Origin of the sequence: Microbacterium sp. NPDC080220 (assembly GCF_040686395.1) — a bacterium.
In the GTDB taxonomy this organism is placed as follows: Bacteria; Actinomycetota; Actinomycetes; order Actinomycetales; family Microbacteriaceae; genus Microbacterium; species Microbacterium gawkjiense.
On record NZ_JBFBOP010000005.1, the window covers coordinates 45,879 to 65,130 of the forward strand.

A 19,252-nucleotide genomic window follows, 5' to 3' on the forward strand; every position below is an offset into this window, starting at 1 on the left:
CGCTCCTCGAGCTCCTGAACTCACTTGACTCGCTCCAGCCGTTCGCCGTTCTTCGCGAGGATTGCAAGCGGTTGCTCCACGCTTACTCCTGCAGATCCAAGCGCGAGCATCACCATCGAGGCGGCCCCATAATATTCCCACGTCTCTGTCACGGTGAAACTGGCGATTAGCCCCACCCCCGCGCACGCCCCAGCCCACCGCATAATGCTGGCCTGGGACCGCGCTCTCAAACCTTGAGCAACCAGGACCACGAGCCAGATAACTGCTACAACTGTAAGAACTCCGATTTGAATGTAGAGGTTGATGAAGTAGGAGTCGACGATACGAGCGCCTGTCGAAAATGAGGAGAGAGTGGCGGAACCTGCCGACCCCCAACCGTTTCCGAGAAGGGACGAGCCCTCCCCGAGAGCATCTCGCCACACCGCCAGGCGGATATACCAGCTTTCGTTAGAGGTCAATCCGTACGTCAGAAAAGCGAAAGCTGCCGCGGCCGACGCGCCGATCGACGCCACCCTTACAGACCACGAGACCTCGCGCGAGCTCGCCAGAATGGCCCCAAGGATGCCCGCCGCAGTCACAATCAATGCGAAGCGAGACGTGCTCAGCACCACCCCGACTACCGCCGCCAGCGTAAGAAGGATCCAAACAAACCCGACTCGCCGAGGTCCTTCCCTGAATAAGCGGGCCAAAAGCAATACAGCCACCACAGACGCGAAACCGCCGTACACATAGCTGGCGACGAAGAGACCTGGCGGTCGGAGCACGGAATCGACGGTTCTGAGTGAAGCCCCGTAGACGAGCCCCATCGACTGCAGTACTCCGACCCCGGCTGCCATTTGCCAGATTGCGGCGATGTTGCTCGCAAGAATAAGCCAGCCTGCAGCCAGCGTCACTTTCTCGACATCACCGCGCGCGAATGCGGGGGCCGCAAGAAAGACCACAATTGGGCCAATCACGATCCGCATGCCGATTAGTACTTGCGCCATCGGCATGCTCGCGATTCCAATTGCGCCACCTATGAGCAAGATGAGCAGCACGCCCGGCAAAGTGGAGACTACGCGCTGCCGAACCGTCCTCGAACGGGGCAGCAACAGCGCGAGGCCGACCAGCGCAAGGGGGACCACGGCAGCAGACGCCAGCGTGGCCGTACTCGGAGAAAGGAGATGGAGAACCAGCAGAACCGCGTCAAGCAAGATACCAGCCACGATGAGCAGGCGCGGGACGACGAACAAGGGGAAGATCGCCATCGCTAGCCACGCGAGTGCCCCGAACCGCTCCACCGCGGCAAGCACGAAGACGACAACGAGTACCACCGCAAGAAAGAGCGCGGTTGCCTGAGCGATCTGCGACCGCCGTGGGCGATCCTCAGCGAGCACGATCCGCAAGAACCTCTCGGTAAACCTCCACGTACCGGGCCCAGACGGGACGGTCGCTTGGTACTGACTCCGGCACCGCAGTCGCGTGGAAGGAAGCAAAGTTCTGCATCGCCGCACTCCAGTCGGTGATGGAGGTGGGATCTGTCACAATGGCCGACCGAACCGCGCCCTGGGAAGCTTCAGGTAGACCACCGAGGCCAGACACGATCACCGCGCAGCCGGATCCCGCCGCCTCGGCCGCAACCCGACCGAACGGCTCGTGCCACTGGGAGGGAACGACCACAACATCCACCTGTTCATAGAATTTCGACGCCGGGATGTGACCTACGTGCGTCACTCGGCGGTCGGGCCAATGAGCAAGACGCGCCTCTGCTTCCTCGGGCCCTCTCCCCGCGACGATGAACCGTATACCTTCATCGGTAACTCGCTGGAACGCTTCGAGAACAATCCAGATGCCCTTGTAATCGTCCACACGACCGATAAAGCCGAAGGTGACGTGGGAGGCCGGCTTGGCGAACCTGGGGCCCACCGTATTCTTGGGCATATTTTGGATGGTCTGAATTTCTCGATCTACGAACGCCCCGAAAGATTGATGGCGCATCCCTGTGGCCTCACTAATCGAGACGACGGCCGCCGTTCGTTTCGCTGCTGCTGCCACACCAAACCGCGCAAATCTGCACTGGTCACACTGCCGATCGCAGTTGCGGCCAGCTTTGAAGGTCCGGAATGAAGTGCAGACGATGTAGAAATCCCGCAGTGTATGGACTACCGGGCGCCTCCCTGCCGCGAGCCATGCCGCTGCGCCGATGCCACCAGGGCTGTTGATGTGAACGATGTCAGGGTCCTCGCGTCGAATGACTGCCCATAGCGCGAGTAGGGTTGCCGCACGCGCGTTCTCAAGGAGATGCCACATCACCTTGGCCAGGCGGCCACGCGTCCCTTCGAAGTATGGACGCACGGCTCGGGTCGCGTACCGGTAGATCCTGATTCCAGATGAGGTCTTGTCCAGGACGGGGCGAGAGAGGCGCTTGCGAGATTCGCCGCGGGCCACCAACGTGAACACAGCAACGCTGTGGCCGCCAGCTCGAAGATCTTCAGCGAGCTCACGGACGGAGTTCTCCGCCCCGCCGACCTGCAGAGGCGGATAAAACGTGTTGACCAGGAGGATTTTCACTTCAGGTCGTTCCCCCGTCTTCGGAGGCCATCTCGGACTTCCCTTCCCGCCGATACGCCGACAGCAATCTCTCGACCATTGGCCCGGGCCCGAACCGGCTTGCAACGTACGTGGGTCCGTCATGCGCTGCCCGCTCCCGGAAACTCAGATCCGACAGCGCGGCTTCGATTACGTACGCAAGGTCCTGCGCCGAGCCGTCAAAGAGCCGCGCTAACCCGCGCTGAACGAGTTCCCCCCCGATCACGGAACTCTTATCCAAGATCACCGGAGTCCCGCTTGCCAGCGCCTCCAGTATGGTCATCCCGAACGGCTCATTCATTGACGGCAACACGTACAGCGCGGCAGACCTCATCCGCCGTGGCACGTCTTTAGCGGCAACAGCTCCGGTCACTGAAATGGCTCCCCTGCTGGCGCCTCTCGCATGCCGGATAGCTACGCCTTCTCCCTCGTCAGGTCCAGCGATTTCGAACCTGAGCTCGGGCTTTCGCTCCAAGAGCGTTCGCGCCGCTTCAGCGAACACTATGGGCCGCTTACGCGAGTTGAGTCGAGCGAGGAAGAGCACCTTCCTGTCGTCGCGAACAGTGTCGCCGCCCGACCCTTCGTTGGGTACAAATGCGTTCGGGATCACCGTGACCGGGGTGCCGGAGCTGAGCCCTTCGAGGTCTCGCCGTTCCTCCTCCGAAAGCGCGATCGCGAGGTTTGCCTGCTCGAAGACGTGGCGGGTCGAGAGCTGGTCGATCGCCTTGTGGATCGGCCCACGTCGAGCGGTAAGCATACCGTGGGGTTGTAGTACCAGACGTGTCGAGCTGCTCACGACGCGGGCGGCTGGGAGAGTAGTGAGGTCGCGGGCAATGTGAACGTGTACGGCATCGTAGGAACCTGAGTTCGATCGAACCCACCTGACCAAAGACGGCGCCCACAGGCCGGCAAACTTCTGCCGCCCCAACAGGTAGCGCGCAGGGAACAGATGCGTGGTGACGTCTCGGAGCGAGGGCTCTGCTTCCACGCCGGCCGAGTCGTCGCATGCCGCCGCGAACGTTACATGAATTCCCCGCTCTGTGAGCGCCTGGCTCTGCGCGACTGCGACCGTTGTCGGACCCCCGTACCGACGGTCAAGAGAGTAATGAGCGACGACCTGCAGCACCCTCACGATTGGTAGCCCATCGATTCCCTGGCCACGTTCGGAGCGGATGGGAATCGCCATCCGAGGTCACGGACCGGGTTACCGCCGAACAGACCACCAGCCGCGAGTATCCCCCGGATCACTGATCCGGGGGATACAACAGCGGATCGCCCAACTCGAGTGCCCCCGAGGACAATGCACCGCGACGTCAGCCACACGCCAGCCTCAATAACAATCGGGCGGGTGATCAGCGCCATGTCCCGCCGGTGGGCGTGGCTCCCGGTCGTGAGGAAGGTTTCCTGCGAAATCACGACGTCGTGCCCCACGGAGATCCGGTCCTGGTTGTGGAACCACACGCCTTCACCAATCCAGCTTCGGTCACCGACCTCCAGTTTCCACGGGAACTTCACGCGCGTCCGCGGTCGGAAGACGACATCGGCACCGATCTGCGCTCCGAAAGCCCGCAGAATCCGCACTCGGAGTCCTGACGAGATCTGCCACGGGTTGGTCACGAACAGCAGCTCGCACACTGCCCAGAGGTAGACGACCCACGCCGGTCGGTCCCAGGCCGCTCGCTCGCCGGGGGCTTTCGAGAGGTCGATCACCGGGATGTCAGACATCGTCCACCTTCTGAAACCAGATCGAAACCGTCGCGCGGCTAGGGTCATGAACATGTCGCGTCTCGCCCCCGCTGTCACTGTAGTGGGAGTCAATTACCCTCCCGAGCCGACCGGGATCTCCCCCTACACCGGTGCGATGACGCGCGGCCTGACGAGGCGGGGATACCGGACTCACGTGGTCACGACGCATCCTCATTATCCGGAGTGGCGTGTGTCGCCAGGTTACGGGCAGTGGTCGCGGAGCGAACATCTCGACGGCGCCGACGTCCTGCGCCTGCGTCATTACGTGCCGCGCAAGCCCAGCGGCATCCGCCGCCTGCTCTCCGAACTCAGCTTCGGAGCGAGGCTCCTCGCGGCACCGCTCCGGCAGCCCGACGCCGTCATCGCCGTCTCCCCCGCCCTCTTCTCGTCAGCCCTGGCGGCCCTCCGCCTCAAGGTGTTCCACCGCCAGACCCCCCTCATCGTCTGGGTGCAGGACCTCTACTGGCTCGGCCTGCGCGAGACCGGCCAAGCCGGCGGCCTGAGCAGCCGCATCATCCAGCTGACCGAGAAGTGGCTGCTGTCGAAGGCAGATCGCGTCGTCGTCATCCACGACCGATTCGCCGACCGCGTGAGCGACGACTTCGACATCCCCCGCGAACGCATCCACGTCGTACGCAACTGGACGCACCTCGCCCCCACCCCGCCCATCGATCGCGCCGCCGCACGAGCCGCCCGCGGCTGGGGTGACGAGGTGGTCGTGCTCCACGCCGGCAACATGGGCATCAAACAAGGCCTCGGCAACGTCGTCGACGCCGCCCGACTCGCGGCCGAACGCGGCGAGAACGTGCGCTTCGTGCTCATGGGCGGCGGCGGCGAACGCGACCGCCTGCGCGCCCTCGGCGACGGCATCCCCACCCTGCAGTTCATCGACCCACTGCCCGACGCCGAGTTCTCCGCAGCCCTGGCCGCCGCCGACATCCTGCTCGTCAACGAGTACCCCGGCGTCAGCGAGATGGCGGTGCCGAGCAAACTCACGTCCTATTTCTCGAGCGGACGCCCCGTCATCGCGGCCACCGACGCCAAAGGCATCACCGCCGACGAGGTGCGCTCCGCCGGTGCCGGCGTCGTCGTCCCCGCCGCCAGCCCCAAGGCACTGCTCGACGCGAGCCTCGACCTCGGCCGCGATCACGCCCGCGCCGACCAGCTCGGCGCTAACGGCAAGCGGTATCGCGAGACGGTGCTCGACGAAACATTCGCGATCGAATCGTTCGCTACTCTTCTCGAAACGCTCATCGATGGGGACCGTGCGCGGTCGCCGCGTACCCTCGCGTCGGCGAGTTGACGACCTCACCTAGCCCAGGGGGAAACACCGTGACCAAGCGCGCTCTCATCACCGGTATCACCGGCCAGGATGGTTCGTACCTCGCCGAACTGCTGCTGTCGAAGGGGTACGAAGTGCACGGGTTGATCCGTCGCGCGTCGACCTTCAACACGCACCGCATCAACCACCTCTACGTCGACCCGCACGACCCGAACGCGAAGCTGTTCCTGCACTACGGCGACCTCAGCGACGGCGCCCGCATGGTCACGCTGATGAGTGAGATCAACCCGGACGAGGTGTACAACCTCGCCGCGCAGTCGCACGTGCGTGTCTCGTTCGATGAGCCCGAGCACACCGCCGACACCACCGGCACCGGCACGATCCGCCTGCTCGAGGCGGTGCGGTTGTCGGGCATCAAGACGCGGTTCTATCAGGCATCCACCTCGGAACTGTTCGGTGCGACCCCTCCCCCGCAGGGTGAGGACACCCCGTTCTACCCGCGCTCCCCGTACGGCGTCGCGAAGCTCTACTCGTACTGGATCGTGAAGAACTACCGCGAGGCGTACGACATGTTCGCCGTGAACGGGATCCTGTTCAACCACGAATCCCCCCGCCGTGGTGAGACGTTCGTGACCCGCAAGATCACCCGCGCCGTCGCCCGCATCAAGGCGGGTGTGCAGAAGGACCTGTACCTGGGCAACCTCGATTCGATCCGCGACTGGGGGTACGCCGCCGAGTACGTGGAGGGGATGTGGCGGATGCTGCAGGTCGACGAGCCGGAGGACTTCGTGCTCGGCACCGGCGTCGGGTACACGATCAAGGACTTCCTCGAGACCTCCTTCGGCCACGTCGGGCTCGACTGGCAGGAGTTCGTGAAGTTCGACGAGCGGTACCTGCGCCCCACCGAGGTCGACGCGCTCATCGGCGACCCGTCGAAGGCGGCCGACAAGCTCGGCTGGGTTCCGACCATCGACGGGAAGGAACTCGCCAAGCTGATGGTTGACGCCGACGTGGAAGCACTCGAAAAGGGTCCGGAATGGATCGACACCGTGAAGCTCGCCTCGTGGGGAACCAAGTGACCACCGCCACCGACGGCGTCACCTACACCCCCGGCGAGCTCGACCGGGACGCGACGTTCTACGTCGCCGGGCACCGCGGGCTCGTCGGATCGGCGATCGTCCGCAAGCTCGAAGCCGAAGGATTCACGCACGTCGTCGGGAAAAGCTCCGCGGAGCTCGACCTGAAGAACCGGGACGACGTGTTCGCGTACATGGCCGACATCAAACCCCGCTACATCGTGCTCGCCGCCGCGAAGGTCGGTGGGATCCTCGCCAACAGCACGTACCCGGTCGACTTCCTCTCCGACAACATGCGGATCCAGACCAACGTGCTCGACGCGGCCCTCGCGAACGACGTCGAACGGGTCGCGTTCCTCGGCTCCTCCTGCATCTACCCGAAGTTCGCCGAACAACCCATCCGTGAGGACTCCCTCCTCACCGGGCACCTCGAACCCACCAACGACGCGTACGCGATCGCGAAGATCGCCGGCATCCTCCACACCCAAGCCGTCCGCCGCCAGTACGGACTGCCGTGGATCAGCGCCATGCCCACCAACCTGTACGGGCCCAACGACAACTTCTCCCCGAAGGGCTCGCACGTCCTCCCCGCGCTTATCCGCCGGTACGACGACGCCGCGAAGACCGGCGCCCCCGCCGTCACCAACTGGGGCACCGGCACGCCCCGACGCGAGTTCCTGCACTCCGACGACATGGCCGACGCGGTGCTGCACCTCATGGAGCACTACGACGGACCCGACCAGGTCAACGTCGGCACCGGTACAGACTTCACCATCCGCGAGATCGCCGAGACCATCGCGGACGTCACCGGGTTCACCGGCGTCACCGAATGGGACACGACCAAGCCCGATGGCACCCCGCAGAAACTCCTTGACGTCTCCAAGCTCGCCGAAGCCGGCTGGACCGCGAAGATCAGCCTGCAAGAAGGCCTCGAACGCACCGTCGCCTGGTACCGCGACCACGTCGACACGATCCGCGAGTAGTCCGATGGCGTACCGCCACGTCGTGCTCTTCCGCATCCACGACCACGTCGAAGAGCACGACGTGGCGCGCGCGGTCGACGCCCTGGGATCGCTGGCCGAGCTGCCGTGCGTCGAGGACTGGCGCATCGCCCGGTCGCTCGATGAGCGGAAGGGTCGCATCCTGATCGAAGAAGCGACGTTCGCCGATGAGGCCGCGTTCGCGGCGTTCCGCGAAGACCCGCGTCACCGCGACGTCGCCGCCCGGATGTCCGAGATCTCGGACTGGTGGATCGGCGACTACCGCGCCTGAAGCACTCGCTCGAGGAGATCGGCGGAACCCGGCCACATCGGCGAGGGCAGCGCGTCTACCGGGAAGAAGCGGAAGTCCAGCGCTTCGTTCCGCGGCGTCGGGACACCGGCCAGCCGCGTCAGGTACGTCAGCCCGACGGAGTGCTTGCGCGGGTCGTCGCCGTGCGCCGTGCCGTCGGTCGGCGCGATGTCAGCGGGGAACCACTGGTAGACGTAGTCCGGCTGATCACACGGGAGTTCGACAGACACGCCGAGAGTGTCGCGGGCGTGCCGATCGACCGCGGCACGCAGCGACTCACCACGATGCACACGACCGCCGAGGTGACACCACACGTCGCCGAATGGCGAGTGCCGCAGGATCAACCCCACCCGTTCACCGCCCTCGGGCGCGACCTCGAAGGGAAAGAAGTCGACACACAGGATCGGCACGGATTTCTCGATGAGCGCGTAAACATCGTCCGGCAGATACGTCACTCGACGATCTTGGCGCAGCCGTGCGGACTCCACCGCGTCACGTGCCCGACACACCCCTGTGGCAGACTGAGCCGAATTGATCGGACGCCCGACCGGGCATGGGCACGAGAGGCACCATGGAGCTCAGCGACTACATCCGCGTCCTCCGCAAGAACTGGCTCATCATCGTCGTGCTGACGCTCGTAGGACTCGGGGCGGCGGCGGCGTACTCGCTGACCCGCACTCCTATATATGAGTCGTCGAGCAGCGTCGCCGTCTCGACGCAGACCGGCGGCACGGCATCCGACATCCAGCAGGGCGCCAACTTCGCGCAGACCCGCATCAACACGTACGTCGGACTGGTGAAGACCCCGATCGTGCTCAACCCGGTCATCGCCGAGCTCGACCTCGGCGTCACGGCCGAGTCCCTCGCCGAGAAGGTCAGCGCCTCGTCGGCGCTCAACACCACGATCATCACGATCACGGTCTCCGACCCCGACCCCGTCGCTGCGGCCGACCTCGCGAACCAGATCGCCGCGAGCCTTTCGACCGTCGTGCCCGAGATCGAGCCGCAGATCGAGGAGGGCGGAAGTCCCATCCGCCTCACCCGCGTCAGCGACGCGCAGCCGGCACTCTCGCCGGCCAGCCCGAACGTCCCGCTGAACCTCGCCCTCGGCGCCCTCGTCGGGCTGGCACTCGGCATCGGCATCGCGGTGCTGCGCACCGTCCTCGACAACAAGGTGCGCACGCCGCGCGACGCCGAGCAGATCACCTCCTCCCCCTCGCTCGGCGCGATCGCGTTCGACGCGAAGGCCAAGGAGCGTCCGCTCATCGTGCACGCCGACCCGCTCAGCCCCCGCGCCGAGTCGTTCCGCGCCCTGCGCACCAACCTGCAGTTCCTCGACATGGGCGGCCGGTCGAGCTTCGTCATCACGAGCTCCGTCCCCAGCGAGGGCAAGTCGACCACGACGATCAACCTCGCGATCGCCCTGGCGGATGCCGGCAAGAAGGTCGCGCTCCTCGACACCGACCTGCGCAAGCCCAAAGTCGCCGAGTACCTCGGGATCGAGGGCGGCGTCGGCCTCACCGACGTGCTCATCGGACGCGCCCGGGTCGGCGACGTCATGCTCCCGTGGGGCGGCCGCAGCATGTTCGTGCTGCCTGCGGGCAAGATCCCGCCGAACCCGAGCGAACTGCTCGGCTCGAACCAGATGGGCACCCTCCTCGACGTCCTCGAGCGCGACTTCGACGTCGTCCTCTGCGACGCTCCCCCGCTGCTGCCCGTGACGGATGCCGCCATCCTCGCCCGCAGCACGAGCGGCGCGATCCTCGTCGCCTCGGCCGGCAAGGTGACCCGCCACCAGCTCGAAGGCGCCGTCGAGGCGCTCCACACGGTCGGCGCGAAGGTCGCCGGGTTCGTCATGTCCATGGTGCCCACTCGTGGTCCGGACTCGTACTACAACGGGTACGGCTACGGGTACGGCTATGGGTACGGCGGGTACGGCTACACGCAGGAGCAGCCCAAGGCCGCCCGCGGCCGCAAGCGCAAGGCTCCCGTCGCCGTCGTCCCCGACACCGCTCCCGCCATCGGCGAGATCGGTTTCGACACGCGACGCGAAGCGCGTGACGCCGGCGACACCGCCGTCCGCTGACCCATGGCCCGCCGGTCCCCGGTCCGCCGAGGCCTGCCCTCCGTCGTCGTCGCCGTCCTCGTCGTCGCCCTGACGGCGGGCGTCGGCGGCCTGGTCGTGCTCGCTCTGCAGCGCACGCAAGGAGTGGATCCCGAGCGCGTCGCACGCCCCGCGGCATCCGTGCCCGCGGCATCCGCCCCTGTCGCCACCCCGTCTCCGACGGCGAGCGCCCCGCCGGCGGTGACGGCACCCGCCGCGGGCGAGCGCTACCTCGCCGCCGGAACCGACGTGCTCTGGCGCGCGACCGCCGGCGTGTGCGGGGGCGAGGCGCCCGTCATCGAGCGATCGGGAGACGACGGCGAGACCTGGACCGACGAGACCCCGCTGTACCGCGACATCGCCCAGGTGCGCACCCTACGGTCCGTCGCCGACACCCAGGCGACCGCCGTCGCCGACGTCGGCGAGGACTGCGAGACCCAGGCCCTGCGCACCTTCACCGACGGCGCGTTCTGGTCGCCCTACGACGACGTGCTCGCGCGCTCCGACTACCTCGTCGGCGCCGACGTCGTCATCGACGGCGACACCCTCGCCGCCCCCTGCGCCGAGCCGTGGGGTCTGCGATCCTCCGCCGGCACGGTCGCCTTCCTCTGCGACGGCACCGCCTACGCCACCGCCGACGGCGAGACGACCGCGATCGGAACCGACGTCGTCGCCCTCGACACCCTCGACGGCGAGATCATCGCCGCGACCCGCACCCCGGACTGCGACGGCCTGCTTCTCACCTCGCTGACCTCCGACACCGACCCGCTCGCCTGTGTGACAGCGGATGCCGCGACCCCAGCAGCCCTCGCGCTCACCCCCGACGCGGTCCTGCTCTGGACCGGCGACGACCTGACCACCGTCCCGCGCTGAGAACACCGGACTGCCGCTACGCTGCCCCTGTGCAGGCCGTGAGGACAGGAGTGCCGTCGAAGTGGCGCCGCCGCACCGACCTCGCCGTCGCCGTCCTGTCGGCCCCGTTCGCGAGCGGTGAGTACTTCACCCGTTGGTCGCTGCTCATGTCGTTCGTCATCGGCACGTTCCTCAGCGTGCCGAGCGTCGGGATCCCCTCCTTCGACGGCTACCTGCGCGGCGTCGCGGTCGCCGCGATCGGCTGGGTGCCGCTCGCCCTCCTCGGCCTCGTCGCCGCCTACACCGAACGCCGGCTCGCGAAGTCCGCCGCCGAGCGGGTCGCCGTCGTCATCGCAACCCTGGTCGCCCTCTCGGCGATCCGCCCCTTCCTCAACGACGCCATCAGCGCGGGCCTCTTCGGCCTGACCACCGGCGGCAACTGGACGGCGCGGATCACCACGAACATCGTGACCACCGGCATCCTCTTCACGGTCTGCGCCGTCGCCGTGACCTACCACCGACAGTTGCGGGCCACGACCCGACGACTGCGCCAGGCGAGCGCCCTCATGCGCGGGGGCACGGCCGAGGCCGCCCACCTGCGGACGAGGGTTTCGGGCATCCTCGCGCAGATGGCCGACGACCTCGCGCGGCACCGCGACCGCCTCCTCGCCGGCACGGTCGACTACGACGCGGTGCGCGACTACTCCACCCGCGTGCGGTCGGCCAGCCACCGTCTCGACGAACTCACGCAGTGGCCGACCGACGACCAGCCCGATTTCACCCCGACCGACGTCCCCCGCGGTGTGCCGCTCCTCGCGCGACTGAGCGCGACGCCGCCCCTCACCGTCGGACTGACCTATGTCGCCGCGACCCTCCCCTTCGGCCTCGCCCACGGCGGGCCGTCCGTGGCCGCCGCGGCCCTGGCGGCGAGCGCCGCCCTCGACCTCGCCGCGGGCGCCGTCACCCGTCGCGCGCGCCGCCTGCCCGCGACACCCCGCGGTCTCGTGTTCCTCGCCGTGTGGGCCCTCGCGGGCGTGGGCATCATGTGGCTGACCTACACACTCCTGCCCGACGTCGGCGCGCTCGGGCTCGTCCCGCTGCTCGGCCTGCCGCTCGCCGCGAGCGCCATCGCCATCTCCGTCGACTCGTACCGACGGGCCCGCGCCGAGGAGGCACGCGCCACCGCCGTCCTTCGCACCGCGGCCCGCACCCTCGCCACCGCCGTCGACACCGCACGGGCACCGCTGCGTCGAGGGAGCGACCTGCTGCACGGCCGCCTGCAGAGCCGGTGCGTCATCCTCGCCGCGCACGTCGACGAGAACCCCGCCGACGAGGCGACGCTCGCCGCCTTCCGCGCCCAGACCGACGAGATCCTCCACGACCTGCGCACGGGAGCCACCGCCGTCGACGAGGAGACCATCGAGGACCTCGTCGAGGCCTGGTCGGTCGTGATGGACGTCCGCGTCGGCATCGCCGACGACGCGCGCGCCGCCCTCGACCGTCCCGGCGTCGGCGAAGAGGCCAACCGCATGGTCAATGAGGCCCTCGTGAACGCCGTCAAGCACTCCGGCGCGCGCGAAGCCGCCGTCGAGCTCACCCGCGCGGGCGACCGGCTGCGCGTGCAGGTCTCGAGCCCCGGCATCCTCTCCCCCCGCGCCCTCACCCTCGCCGTCCCGGCGGGGCTCGGCACCCGTGAGGCGGGCACGGCGCTGCGGCAGGTCGGCGACCAGGTCGTGCTCGAGCGCGAGCTCGTGGTGCCCGCCGACTGACGACTCAGCCGGCGAGCAGGTTCTCGACCCGCTCCCGCAGCTGACGCGGGGTGAACGGTTTGACGACGTAGTCGTCGACCCCGGCCGCTTTCGCGCGCGAGACGTCCTGCGGCGACGACCGGGCGGTGAGCATGAGGATGCGGGTGTCGGCGAACCCCGGGTCCGCCCGCAGCTCGGAGCACACCTCGATGCCCGTCTTGATCGGCATCATCCAGTCGAGGATGACGACATCGGGATGCCGCGCATGCGCCGCATCGAGCCCGGCGCCGCCGTCGTGGGCGACCGAGACCTCGTGACCGACGCGCGCAAGCACCTGCTGCAGCAACGACGCGACATCGACGTCGTCCTCCACCACCAGCACGTGTGCCACGCGCTCACCTCGCGTCATCGACGCCGACCCCGAACGTCGGCGATGCAGCAGACATTACACCGCCGTATCCACCGGAACACCGCCGACTGTACGGTGTACGCGTGACGAGGAGCGGGGGCGAGCAGGGCGCGCCGCCGCGCGGCCGCGCCGCAGGTCTCGCCCCGGACCTCGCCCCGGGCCGCCGCATCCTGTGGTGGGCCCTCACGTCGGCCGGCATCCTGCTGCTCGCCCTGGTCGGCGTTCGACTGCAGGCGAACGGCCTGCCGATCGCCATCTGGTGGCCGGCCGCCGGTCTGTCGCTCGCCTTCGCGCTGCGTGTCGCGCCCGAACGGCGCTGGATCGTGTTGGCGCTGATCTTCGCCCTCACCGCCACCGCCAACGCGATCGCCGGCCGCTCCTGGGAGCTGTGGCTGCTGTACGCCTTCTTCAACACCCTCGAGGTGCTGCTCGTCACCGCGCTCCTCACCCGGCGCGGCACCGGATTCCGGCTCGACACCCTGTCGCGGGCGACGGGGTTCGTCGCGGCCGTGCTCGGGGGCGCCGCCGTCGCGAGCGTCGGGATCGCCGCGACCAACGTCCTGCTCCTCCGGGATGACTTCTTCCCCACCTCGATCGTCATCTTCGCCTCGCACAGCTCGGCCATGATCCTGATCGGGAGCCTCGCGATCCTCCCCGCCGGCCGCGAGGAGCGCGCTCGTCCTCTCGAACTCGTGGTGCACGCCGCGGCCGTGGGAGCCAGCGTCATCCTCACCTTCGGCCCGCCCGGCCTCGCACACCTGTCGTTCCTCACCTTCGCGGCGATCGCGGTTGCGTGCCTGCGCTTCCCGGTCCGCGTCGCCACCTGGTCGGCGCTGCTCACCTCGATCGCGGTCCTCCTTCTCACCCTCACCGCCGGGGGCAGGAGCGGGCTCGGCACCGTCGAGTCGCGGGATGCCGCCGTGACCCTCGTCGTGTTCATGAGCGCGATCGGCGTCTTCACCGTGCTCGTCTCGATCGCCCGTTTCGAGGGGCGCACCAACGCCGCCCTCGCCGTCCGGGCCGCCGAGGACATCGCCGCCGCCGAGCGGGCGCGCGCGGCCGCGATGACGCAGCAGCTCGACCTCGAACGCCAGCGCGAGGACTTCGTCACCGCGGCGAGCCACGAATTGCGCACCCCTGTGACCAACGTGCTCGGCTATGCCGACCTGCTGACCGACTCCCCGCTGTCGGGCGACCAGCGCGGCTGGGTCGAGGCGATCCGGCGCGGGGCCGCCCGCCTGGCAGGCCTGCTCGACGGACTGACCCAGGCCGCCTCGGGCGGCGAGCCCACCCGCCTCCCGGTCGACGACCTCATCCTCGAGGTGTGCGACGCCCACCGCCCCGAGGCCGTCGCCCGCGGCACCGACCTCGTGACGACGCCGAGCGGCCTGCACGTCTGGGCGGCCGAGCCCGACGCGCGGCGGGCGCTCTGGAGTCTCGTCTCGAACGCGGTCACCTTCGCCGAGGCCGGCACCGTCTGGGTCGAGGCCCGCCGTGACGGCGACGACATCGCGATCGTCGTCGCCGACGACGGACCGGGCATGTCGCCCGAGACCCTCGCGAGCGCCTTCGAACGGTTCTTCCGCGGCCGCGAAGCCGAGGGGCGCACCGCCAGCGGCCTGGGCCTCGGGCTCGCCAACGCGCGCGATCTTGCCCGCCGCAACAACGGCGACGTCACGCTGGTCTCGACGCCGGGGCGGGGTGTGCGGGCGACACTGCGCCTTCCCGCCGCGCCCGCGGTGTAGACCGATGACATCCTCGACACACCCGTGTTACAGGTCGCTGGTACGGTGCCCTATGAGAGAAGGTGAGAGCCCTCTCATCCTGGGGGGAATGTGGCGAGCACGACGGTGACCGAGACGAGGGACGAACAGAGCGGGCGCGCGCCGGTGACGGCGACGGCCCCCTTCTCCGCACCGTGGCGTCGCATCTACGCGCGGCGCCTGTGGGTCAGCGACCTCCTCGCTCTGATCTGGGTGGTCTACGGCACCCAGATCGCCTGGTTCGGCCTCGGCGCCGCAGAGATCGCCATCCGCGACGGCAGGGTGGCGGGCGAGATCTCGTACTGGACCTTCTCGACCGGGCTCATCCTGGTGTGGATGCTGACCCTCAGCCTCGCCGACACCCGCGATCACCGGGTGATCGGCGCCGGCTCGGCCGAGTATGCGCGGATCGCCCGGTCGAGCGTCACCCTCTTCGGAGTCATCGCGATCGTCGCGTTCCTGACGCAGATCGAGGTCGCGCGCGGCTTCCTGCTCATCAGTCTGCCCCTCGGCATCCTCGTCCTTCTCTTCGAACGGTGGCTCTGGCGGCAGTGGCTCATCGCCCAGCGCCGCACGGGCGACTTCTCGGCGCGCGTCCTGCTGGTCGGGTCGCGGCAGTCGGTCGTCGACATCGCGAACGAGCTCGTCCGCACCCCGAGCGCGGGGTACCACGTCGTCGGCGCCTGCATCCCGGGTGCGGCGGTCGCCGACACTGTCGAGGGCACCGACATCCCGATCATCGGGTCGATCTCGGCCCTCAGCAGCGCGATGGAGGTCACGAACGCCGACACCGTCGTCGTGACCAGCACCGACGAACTGCCCGCCGACAAGGTGAAGCAGATCTCGTGGAGCCTCGAGGCGGGCAGGCAGCACCTCGTGATCGCCCCCGGCATCGCCGACATCGCCGGCCCCCGCATCAGCAGCCGCCCCGTCGCCGGCCTGCCCCTGCTGCACGTCGAGACGCCGCGCTTCAGCGGCGGTCAGCGTGTCGCCAAGCGCATCCTCGACGTGAGCGCGGCGTCGCTCGGCGTGGCGCTCATCAGCCCGGTCCTGTTGTTCCTCGCCGCATCGATCCGGCTGTCCAGCCCCGGCCCGATCCTCTTCCGCCAGACGCGCGTCGGCCACGGCGGCCGCGAGTTCACGATGCTGAAGTTCCGCTCGATGGTGGTCGACGCCGAGCAGCGTCTCGACGCCCTCCTCGAGCAGGAACGGGATGCCGGCAACACCGTCCTCTTCAAGATGAAGAACGACCCCCGGGTCACCCCCATCGGTCGCATCATGCGGCGGCTCAGCCTCGACGAGCTGCCCCAGCTGTTCAACGTCATCGGCGGATCGATGTCGCTCGTCGGCCCCCGCCCGCCGCTGCCGCGCGAGGTGGAGCTCTACGCCGATCACGTCCACCGGCGGTTCCTCGTCAAGCCCGGCATCACCGGACTGTGGCAGGTCAGCGGCCGTTCCTCGCTGTCCTGGGAGGAGTCGGTGCGGCTCGACCTGTCGTACGTCGAGAACTGGACGCTCGTCGGCGACGTCGTCATCCTCTTCAAGACCGCACGAGCCGCGCTCGCCCCCGGCGACACCGCCTTCTGACGCTGCGCGCTCTGCGCGTGGATACACTGGCGACGGAGCCAACTGATGCCGACAACCGAAAGCCGCTGGGCAGACAGTCAGCTCATCGGCACGCGTGTGAGATCCGTGTGGCAGTGGCAGCTCATCTTCACCTTCAGCGTCGTCGCGATCACGCTGGTCGTCGGCGTCCTCAACGTCGGACTGCTCGCGAGCCCGGGCTTCCTCGTCGGGATCTTCGTCATCGTCATCTGCTCGATGGCGACCCTGGTCACCCCGTGGGCCCGCATACCTCGGCACGCCGCCTTCGTCCTCCCGCTGGTCGACATCGTCGCGATCGGGTTCCTCACCCTCAGCGAACCGAGCCTCGGCTACCTGTGGGTGTTCCCGATCGCCTGGATCGCGACCTACTACGGGTCGGCCGAGATCGTCCTCGCCATCTGCGCCGTCGCGGTCATGAGCCTCGCCGACCCGTCGCACTGGGGCTTCTCGCCCGACGTGATCGTCGAGCTGTTGATCATCCTGCTGGCGCTGGCATTCCTCGCCATCACGGTCGCCAGCGGCGCCCGCCGCATCCGCGCGTTCCGGGTCCTCGCCCGCAACCAGGCGCGCCGCCTGGCCGCCACGGTCGACCGGGTCCAGGCCACCGAGCAGCGGGTCAATGCCGTGTTCGACTCCATCTCGGTCGCGCTGGCGCGGGTCACGCCCGGCGGCGAGATCGTCTCGGCGAACGCCGCGTACCGCGCCCTGTACTCCCTCGACACGCAGGACCTGCGCTTCCCCGTCGGCGGCGCCGTCGAGTACTCCGACTATCGCGGGCGGGCGCTCAGCCCCACCGAGACGACCGTCGCCCGCGCCGTGCGAGGCGAGCTGGTCGAGAACGAGCGGCTCTGGCTCTTCGACCGCAGCGGCACCTGGCGTGCGCTCGGACTGTCGATCCGCGACGCCGCCCCCAACTCCCTCGGCCAGCAGACGGTCGTCATCGAGCTCGCCGACCTCACCGCCGTCGCCGAGGCCCAGCGCGAGCGGCCCCACGTCACCCGCGTCGTCGCGCACGAGCTGCGCAACCCGCTGACGGTGATCCTCGGCCACGCCGACCTGCTCCTCGAGGGCTCGAACCTCACCCCCGGGCAGCGCGACCACCTCGACGTCATCGAATCGGCGAGCGAGCGCATGCTCACCCTCATCCAGGGCCTCCTCTCGCAGTCGACGGATGCCGCGGAGGACCACGCGAGGTTCGACGCCGCCGCGCTCGTCGAGGCCTCGATCGAGGCGTTCGAGCCCGCGGCATCCGCCTCGGCCCTCGCCATCGAATCCGTCGTCGCGGGTCCCCTCCACGTCGAGGGCGACGAGTTCCGGCTGCGCCAGGTCGTCGACAACATCATGAGCAACGCGATCAAGTACAGCGACCGCGGCACCCTGCGCGTCGCGGCGGCGCTCGACGACGACGGCTGGGTCGCCGTCTCGATCGCCGACGAGGGCATCGGCATGACGCCCGAGGACGTCGAGCGCGTGTTCACCCCGTACTTCCGGGCGCAGAACGCGCAGGAGGGCTCAGTGTCGGGCACGGGGCTGGGCATGGGCATCGCCCGCGACATCGTCGAGGCCCACGGGGGTAGCATCGCGGTGGAGAGCGCCCTCGGCCGCGGGACGACCGTCACGGTCCGACTGCCCGCCGCGGATCGTGATGAGGGGGTCGAGTCATGACGCAGGTCGATGTGACCATCGCGCTCGTCGCGATCGCGACCGCCTGCACGATCATGATGATCGGGCTGGGCTTCCTCCCGTTCCCGGGCCGCGCGGCGGCGATCTGGTCGTCGGGCTTCGCCCTCGCCATGCTGAGCTGCTACCTGCTCGTCGTCGCCGACCAGCTCGACTCGAGCTTCCTGCGCGCCGCCGCGCACGGCCCGATCCTGTGCGCCTCCGCCTTCGTGTGGGTCGGACTGCGAGCCCGTCGGGGGCGTGAACCGATCATGCTGATCCCCACGATCACCGTCTTCAGCGTGTTGACCGTGGCGCTGGGTCTCACCGCGGAGACGGATGTCTACGGGTTGGTCTTCCGCGTCGCCTTCGCTGTGGGGGCCGTCGTATCGGGACTGGCCGTGTCGGAACTCGTCCGCCTGCGCCGGCCGGAGCTGGAGATGTCTCTTCCGCTGCTCGTCGCGTCGGTCGGATTCGTCGGGCTCGCGCTCCTCGTGGGCATCGACGGCATCATCCGGTGGGTGAACGGACAGGGTGGGCAGACCGAGGCGGACATGTCCGGGCTCTACGCGCTCAACGAGCTCGTCGCCCTGCTGTATCTCGTGTGCGCGCTGGTCACGCTTCTCTATCTCGTGCGTCGCGGCTCGCAGAGCGCGGATCCGCAGCAGACACCAGACTTCTCGACGATCGCGCGCGACCGCCTCGCCCGCGCGAGAGCCGCCGACGACCACTGGTGGTCCCTTCTCGACATCCGCCTCGACGATCCGGGTGAGCTGCTCGAGGCATCGAGCGGCCGGGTTTTTCAGCGCGTGACCACTCGCTTCGCGAACGACATCCGCGACGTGATGCCGCCCGAGGCCGACCTGCACGCCGTGTCACGAACTCAGGTCCTCGTTCTGCTGCCGCGTCCCGACACCGCCGTGAGGGGACTCATGTCGCAGCTCCTCGAGCGGATCGGCACGTTCACGGACCAGCAGGCCGTGCCCGTCCGACTGTCGGCGAGCATCGGCGTGGCTGCCGCGCCCCTCGCGGACTGGGACCTCGACCGCCTGCGCGCGGCGGCAAGCGAGGCCGCCGCGCACGCGCAGGTCTCGGGCGGCGACCGCTGGGAACGCGCGGTCTTCGCCCCCTGATCCGGCGCGGTCGGCCG

Annotated in this window: 17 protein-coding genes; 11 read left to right on the plus strand and 6 right to left on the minus strand. The window is 68.5% G+C overall.

The window, feature by feature from the left end:
- Positions 1 to 20 precede the first annotated feature (20 nt).
- From AB0P29_RS09300 to AB0P29_RS09315, 4 genes are read right to left on the minus strand one after another with little or no spacing between them, the layout of a single operon-like run.
- Positions 21 to 1,385: a hypothetical protein gene (locus tag AB0P29_RS09300; protein ID WP_363379490.1), complete on the minus strand. Its 1,365-nt coding sequence runs from the start codon at positions 1,383 to 1,385 to the stop codon at positions 21 to 23.
- Positions 1,366 to 2,550, minus strand: coding sequence for a glycosyltransferase (locus AB0P29_RS09305; protein ID WP_363379491.1), 1,185 nt, complete (start codon positions 2,548 to 2,550; stop codon positions 1,366 to 1,368). Before AB0P29_RS09305 ends, AB0P29_RS09300 begins: the two co-directional genes overlap by 20 nt.
- A gap of 1 nt (position 2,551) precedes the next feature.
- Positions 2,552 to 3,694: a glycosyltransferase gene (locus tag AB0P29_RS09310; protein ID WP_363379493.1), complete on the minus strand. Its 1,143-nt coding sequence runs from the start codon at positions 3,692 to 3,694 to the stop codon at positions 2,552 to 2,554.
- 2 nt (positions 3,695 to 3,696) lie between these two features.
- Positions 3,697 to 4,293, minus strand: a complete 597-nt coding sequence (locus AB0P29_RS09315) for an acetyltransferase (RefSeq protein ID WP_363379494.1) — start codon at positions 4,291 to 4,293, stop codon at positions 3,697 to 3,699.
- Between the two features lie 52 nt (positions 4,294 to 4,345).
- Between AB0P29_RS09315 and AB0P29_RS09320 the strand changes: the two genes are divergently transcribed.
- Genes AB0P29_RS09320 through AB0P29_RS09335 form a run of 4 tightly spaced genes read left to right on the plus strand, consistent with a single transcriptional unit; the run spans position 4,346 to position 7,944 of the window.
- The gene (locus tag AB0P29_RS09320) at positions 4,346 to 5,617 is read left to right on the plus strand and encodes a glycosyltransferase family 4 protein (RefSeq protein ID WP_363379495.1); all 1,272 of its coding nucleotides are present in this window, start codon (positions 4,346 to 4,348) and stop codon (positions 5,615 to 5,617) included.
- Between the two features lie 29 nt (positions 5,618 to 5,646).
- The gene (gene gmd / locus AB0P29_RS09325) at positions 5,647 to 6,675 is read left to right on the plus strand and encodes a GDP-mannose 4,6-dehydratase (RefSeq protein WP_363379496.1); all 1,029 of its coding nucleotides are present in this window, start codon (positions 5,647 to 5,649) and stop codon (positions 6,673 to 6,675) included.
- Positions 6,633 to 7,655 carry a GDP-L-fucose synthase gene (locus AB0P29_RS09330; RefSeq protein WP_363379497.1) on the plus strand — a complete coding sequence of 341 codons (1,023 nt, stop codon included), beginning with the start codon at positions 6,633 to 6,635 and terminating at the stop codon, positions 7,653 to 7,655. The genes gmd and AB0P29_RS09330 overlap by 43 nt, the downstream gene beginning before the upstream one ends.
- 4 nt (positions 7,656 to 7,659) lie before the next feature.
- Entirely contained in the window at positions 7,660 to 7,944 is a 285-nt protein-coding gene (locus AB0P29_RS09335; protein WP_363379498.1) for a Dabb family protein, read from the plus strand.
- On the opposite strand, the gene AB0P29_RS09340 is transcribed toward AB0P29_RS09335, so the two are convergent.
- The gene (locus AB0P29_RS09340; protein ID WP_311289718.1) at positions 7,932 to 8,417 is read right to left on the minus strand and encodes a DUF4916 domain-containing protein; all 486 of its coding nucleotides are present in this window, start codon (positions 8,415 to 8,417) and stop codon (positions 7,932 to 7,934) included. The two genes, AB0P29_RS09335 and AB0P29_RS09340, sit on opposite strands and share 13 nt — an antisense overlap.
- 116 nt (positions 8,418 to 8,533) lie before the next feature.
- Here AB0P29_RS09340 and AB0P29_RS09345 point away from each other — a divergent pair, with 116 nt between their 5' ends.
- Genes AB0P29_RS09345 through AB0P29_RS09355 form a run of 3 tightly spaced genes read left to right on the plus strand, consistent with a single transcriptional unit; the run spans position 8,534 to position 12,687 of the window.
- A complete protein-coding gene (locus AB0P29_RS09345) occupies positions 8,534 to 10,048 on the plus strand; it encodes a polysaccharide biosynthesis tyrosine autokinase (RefSeq protein ID WP_363379499.1) in 1,515 nt (504 codons plus the stop codon).
- Between the two features lie 3 nt (positions 10,049 to 10,051).
- On the plus strand, positions 10,052 to 10,939 hold the full coding sequence (locus tag AB0P29_RS09350; protein WP_363379500.1) for a hypothetical protein: 888 nt from the start codon (positions 10,052 to 10,054) through the stop codon (positions 10,937 to 10,939).
- Positions 10,940 to 10,968: 29 nt separating this feature from the next.
- The gene (locus AB0P29_RS09355) at positions 10,969 to 12,687 is read left to right on the plus strand and encodes a hypothetical protein (RefSeq protein ID WP_363379501.1); all 1,719 of its coding nucleotides are present in this window, start codon (positions 10,969 to 10,971) and stop codon (positions 12,685 to 12,687) included.
- A gap of 4 nt (positions 12,688 to 12,691) precedes the next feature.
- Here AB0P29_RS09355 and AB0P29_RS09360 read toward each other — a convergent pair whose 3' ends face one another.
- Positions 12,692 to 13,057, minus strand: a complete 366-nt coding sequence (locus tag AB0P29_RS09360) for a response regulator (RefSeq protein WP_253035297.1) — start codon at positions 13,055 to 13,057, stop codon at positions 12,692 to 12,694.
- Between the two features lie 101 nt (positions 13,058 to 13,158).
- On the opposite strand from AB0P29_RS09360, the gene AB0P29_RS09365 reads away from it, so the two are divergent.
- The 4 genes from AB0P29_RS09365 to AB0P29_RS09380 all read left to right on the plus strand — a co-directional run bounded on the left by AB0P29_RS09365 (position 13,159) and on the right by AB0P29_RS09380 (position 19,235).
- The gene (locus tag AB0P29_RS09365; RefSeq protein WP_363379503.1) at positions 13,159 to 14,820 is read left to right on the plus strand and encodes a HAMP domain-containing sensor histidine kinase; all 1,662 of its coding nucleotides are present in this window, start codon (positions 13,159 to 13,161) and stop codon (positions 14,818 to 14,820) included.
- Positions 14,821 to 14,964: 144 nt separating this feature from the next.
- Positions 14,965 to 16,425, plus strand: coding sequence for a sugar transferase (locus tag AB0P29_RS09370; RefSeq protein WP_363379650.1), 1,461 nt, complete (start codon positions 14,965 to 14,967; stop codon positions 16,423 to 16,425).
- A gap of 45 nt (positions 16,426 to 16,470) precedes the next feature.
- Positions 16,471 to 18,108, plus strand: a complete 1,638-nt coding sequence (locus AB0P29_RS09375; protein ID WP_363379504.1) for an ATP-binding protein — start codon at positions 16,471 to 16,473, stop codon at positions 18,106 to 18,108.
- A complete protein-coding gene (locus tag AB0P29_RS09380; protein ID WP_363379505.1) occupies positions 18,105 to 19,235 on the plus strand; it encodes a hypothetical protein in 1,131 nt (376 codons plus the stop codon). Before AB0P29_RS09375 ends, AB0P29_RS09380 begins: the two co-directional genes overlap by 4 nt.
- Positions 19,236 to 19,252: the final 17 nt, after the last annotated feature.